We start from the raw sequence: 4,397 nt of genomic DNA, 5'->3' as shown, positions 1-4,397 counted from the left end.
ACTCCGTTCATCAGGAAATCAATGACTTCTTTCGACAACTCTTTGGCAGGAACTGTCACGCTGAAATCAAACCTATTGGCTACGCCCTCGAACAACTCAGGATACCAACCCTTCAACTCGCCATTCTTATGCACGAAAGGCGCAATGGCACCTTGGGCGATGCTCTTGCTCCTATCGGGGATTATCAATTCAGGGTCAAACTCAGTGCGAGTGCCAAGGCCGTGGCATTCTTGACAAGCGCCATAAGGACTGTTGAATGAGAAGGTGCGCGGCTCGATTTCGCCCACGCTAATGCCGCAATCGGGGCAGGCAAAATGCTCGCTAAATAACAGCTCTTCCCCATCCACCACTTGTAAAGCAACTATCCCATCGCCCAGCTTCAATGCGGTCTCAAGCGATGCCGACAACCTCTGCTCAAGCCCCTCTTTGACCACTAAGCGGTCGATAACAACTTCAATCGTATGCTGCTTATATCGGTCGAGTTTGATGTCGTCGGTGACCTCATACATCTTGCCATCAACCCGCACGCGCACATAACCCTGCTTTTGGATGTCATCGAAAACTTGCTTATACTCGCCCTTTCGCCCCCGCACCACCGGAGCTAAAACCTGTATTTTGCTCCCATCAGGCAGAGCCATCACCGTATCCAAAATCTGTTCAACCGTCTGGCGTGCGATTGGCTTGCCGCAGTTCGGACAGTGAGGGGTACCTGCACGCGCGAATAGGACACGCAAGTAATCATAAATCTCGGTCACAGTCCCAACGGTCGAACGCGGGTTTCGGCTGGTGGACTTCTGGTCGATAGAAACGGCGGGGGATAGCCCTTCGATATGGTCGACATCGGGCTTGTCCATCTGACCCAAAAATTGACGCGCATAGGCCGACAGGCTTTCCACATACCGGCGCTGCCCTTCTGCATAAATCGTATCGAACGCCAAGCTGGATTTACCCGATCCGGAAATTCCCGTTATAACAATCAGCCGGTCACGCGGAAGCTCAATGGTGATATTTTTAAGGTTATGTTCCCGCGCGCCGTGAATTACAATACTGTCCTGGGGCATGATAGCACTACCTTTTATCGCGCAATTTGCGCCATTTGATTCTATCACATTACGTAGACAAAGTAGAACAGGTTAGCAGGAAGAAATAGCTAAGAAGAAAAAGCCTGCCATAACTGGCGTCGTATGGTATAATTATTTCCGCAATTCGGTGCCCGGTCGTCTAGTGGCAGGACGCCTGACTCTGGTTCAGGTAGCGGTAGTTCGAGTCTATCCCGGGCAGCTTAACCCCCACCGTTCATTTCAACGGTAACATAGTGTAATACCAACATAATGAACCTTACCAGTAGCGAAGTTCACGGTTCCCTTGCGTATTCCAACTCAAGCAGTCCTACTTTGTTGCGGATAATCTTCTGTTTTGTTGTCATCTGACACTCCTTCAATTTCTCTATCAGATAATCTGCTAGTGTCAGATCAAGGCCAATCATAATCGAAAAGCCAATCAGGGATCTTGCCGTCGGCATCTTTGAGCGCCATGGCAAAGAGCTCATCCACCACTTCCGGGTACTTGTCCGCAACATTGGCAGCGAAGGGGTCATTTACGCTAAGATCGCGCAACAAAACACCTGTTCCGTCTACCTTGCAGTTAAGCCACCAGTTATCCTTAATTACCGTTGGTGTTGAACCCCATCCGACGGTGACATGATCCCGAATTGGAGCGCCACCTTCCAGCGCTGCCTTATAGAACGGGATTCCATCCATTGGTTCAACCGGCTTCACGCCCGCAGCTTCCATAATTACGGCAGAGATGTCATGGTGCTGAACATACATATCACTCTTTTTACCGGCTCCAATCCCTTCCGGGTGACGAATCAGAATCGGTATATCGTACACTTCTGGAGTTGAGGGGTATGGGCGCTTACCGATATAATTTCGATCGAAAATCGAGTGGCCATGATCGGAAGTGAAGATGATTAACGTGTCATCCAATCGGCCTGTTGCTCGAAGCGTGTCCATCAAATGGCCGAACCAGCGATCGCACATCGTCACCAATCCGCTATAGTTAGCGCGGGTTCGTACTCGAAGCGGTTCTGGAAGCGCACAGTCTTCCTCATAAAAGGATAACACCTGATTGAAACTATCGCTATTATCGTACATGCGTCGGTAATACTCAGGCACAAACCAGGCCTCGTGAGGGTCGAAGCTTTCGATGGTCAAGAAGAAGTTCTTAGCATCCTGATTTTCCTCGATCCACTTCGAGGCTTCGATAAGTACTCGCGCGTTGCAGTAGTCTTCTTCATGCACGCGACCTTTCATATTCATAACCGCATCCCGAGCCCAAGTCATCCACCTAGGGGTTCGTATGGATTCGTGTACCCATGCTTCAACTTCCTTCTCCGTTAATGCGGGGCCGCTTCTTGCACTGTCAGTCTCATTACCGCGAAGGAAAGTCCATTGATTGAAGCCGCGAGTAAAGTTCTTGGATGGCTTGAACATATGACAAACATCGGAAACCAACGCTGTTCGATAGCCGGCTTCAGAGAGCATTTCCGCAAGTGTTGGCTGATCCTCAGGAATTGCTCCCCAACCGGGAAAGCCGTAGAAATCACCTTTTAACCAAAAATTGCCCTTATCAAAAGGATAGGTTCTCTTTCCGGTATAGAGCGCTCGACGGGTCGGCAATGTCGGCAGCGATTCTGGATATGCCCGAGTCATCATTAGCGACTCTTTGGCTAACGCATCGAAGTTAGGTGTCTTCACCTCACCCCAATAAGGTTTGCCGTAACAGCCGATGCAGTCCTTACGAAGCGAATCAAACACCATTAAGATTATGTTCATTTAAGCTCCATTCCAACTTCTTGCAGTTAATTGAAGTATGACACACCCAAAAAGCCCAATCAATGGGCTTGATACGTTGACTTCACGGAGATGAGAATGTGACACCCCCCCAACGTGGCCAATTTCATTATGTTACAACATCCCTGGGGCTAGGTCAATTAGGAAGGCAGATAATATCAGTTCAAATGGAACTAATCCGACTTGCTCCATGTCAGTAGACGAGCATACTTAAGGCCAACGGTGGGACCCGCTAAGACACCTGGGCGGATAAGCGTCCACGAAGGGCAGCTTAACCCTTCCTTTAATCTCCTGCAGCTTCCAATAAAACATTAAAGCGATATTGGGAAATAGTCAGAATCGAGATTGTTTGACTATAAAGGGCAAGTAAAATAAGCCCACCGTAATGTTAATAACGGTGGGCTTGACTAATGATTTAGGGGCAGCTCAATAAGCTACACCCTGCGTCGTCTTTGTCCGAAAAGTGATACTAAACCACAAGCCAATACGATAATCGTACTTGGCTCGGGCACACTCTCCCTGAAAGCCATTGAGATAAATACGTCCGTTGGGTTGTTAAACCCGTTGTTATGCCAGTTGAACTTAAGAGCGCCAAACTCGTTTAGAAACAAGTCGGACTCAAACAATTGCGTGGGGTTGTTCGGATCGAGGTAGTCGATCTTACGCGGTTCGAGCAAGTCCCAGATGCCATCCGAGTCGAGGTCATTGAATTTGAGACTGGTAAGAGTTAGAGCGTGAGCAGTTTCCGAGCCTGGGTTGATCTTCAACTCCACGTCTTCCTTGTTATTGAGTTGAGTCCATAGCCAGTCCCACGTGGGATAGGCATTTGTGAGCCACTGATTATACTTCCACAACGCGAAGTTGACTCCCGGGGCGACCATACCACTGTATATGGTTATTCCCGGCTTCCTTGCCTCAATCCAGTCCACCTTGCCTTCCCACCAGTCCTTGTCGGTCGTGCCAGCATTAATGATGGTATTCATTTGAACCGCGAGTGCGTTACGGGATGCAACTATGTTGGCATCCCCACCTGTTAATGTCGTTCCGTAGATTAGAGGGTTGCTCTTCTCCAGGAATCTGAATGAGTTGATCGTGGCGGTGGGAGCGCAGTAAGGTACACCTAGTCCCCCAAAAGCACCAGTATCGGTGTTCCAGACATGTCCATAAAGATTATAGTCAAGCTGGACGCTAACCCAGTTCTCTTGCGCGTACGCCGTACCTGCGAAACAGAGTACGATGAACGCAGCTAAGACCGCCGTTACTGCAGATATTCTCTTCATCTTTCCTCCTCCAGAGTTTCGTGGTTAGGCCACGTAACTCTAGTGCTCGCTTGTAATGGCTTTTTTGTATTTTCAAGAAATACTGGCTTCTCTATCCCTTCTAAAATCTTTTCATTATGTTCATAACAAAACTGCAAAAGATAACAAAAAGAAACAATTGACAAAGGCTTGTTTTCTAAATCTAAAAACTCTATAACTGAAAGAATACCAACATTTTTAAAAACTTTATTAAAGATTGTATTTTGATATGAAATTTTAAAAT

4 protein-coding genes and 1 tRNA gene are annotated in these 4,397 nt (G+C 47.9%); 1 reads left to right on the top strand and 4 read right to left on the bottom strand.

The genetic code is table 11. From position 1 onward, the window contains the following. A partial coding sequence (locus tag WCO51_10185) for an excinuclease ABC subunit UvrA (GenBank protein MEI6513626.1) occupies positions 1-1,061 on the bottom strand: 1,061 nt, incomplete at its 3' end. A 149-nt stretch (positions 1,062-1,210) separates the two neighbouring features. Between WCO51_10185 and WCO51_10180 the strand changes: the two genes are divergently transcribed. After that, a tRNA-Gln gene (locus WCO51_10180) sits at positions 1,211-1,281 on the top strand. 191 nt (positions 1,282-1,472) lie between these two features. Here WCO51_10180 and WCO51_10175 read toward each other — a convergent pair. The 3 genes from WCO51_10175 to WCO51_10165 all read right to left on the bottom strand — a co-directional run. Continuing rightward, positions 1,473-2,837, bottom strand: a complete 1,365-nt coding sequence (locus tag WCO51_10175; GenBank protein MEI6513625.1) for a sulfatase — start codon at positions 2,835-2,837, stop codon at positions 1,473-1,475. Positions 2,838-3,289: 452 nt separating this feature from the next. Continuing rightward, entirely contained in the window at positions 3,290-4,135 is an 846-nt protein-coding gene (locus WCO51_10170) for a PEP-CTERM sorting domain-containing protein (GenBank protein ID MEI6513624.1), read from the bottom strand. After that, positions 4,132-4,397 (bottom strand): hypothetical protein (locus WCO51_10165; protein MEI6513623.1); only part of this gene is annotated, 266 nt, incomplete at its 5' end. The genes WCO51_10165 and WCO51_10170, both read right to left, overlap by 4 nt.

The sequence above is a fragment of the bacterium genome (assembly GCA_037131655.1).
In the GTDB taxonomy this organism is placed as follows: Bacteria; Armatimonadota; Fimbriimonadia; order Fimbriimonadales; family JBAXQP01; genus JBAXQP01.
Note: the sequence above shows the minus strand (reverse complement) of the source record. Positions and strands in the feature narration are given on the sequence as shown.

Bases quoted from the DNA above. Each gene is read 5' to 3' on its own strand.
- WCO51_10175 (MEI6513625.1), bottom strand. From the start codon at position 2,837: ATGAACATAATCTTAATGGTGTTTGATTCGCTTCGTAAGGACTGCATC.
- WCO51_10170 (MEI6513624.1), bottom strand. From the start codon at position 4,135: ATGAAGAGAATATCTGCAGTAACGGCGGTCTTAGCTGCGTTCATCGTA.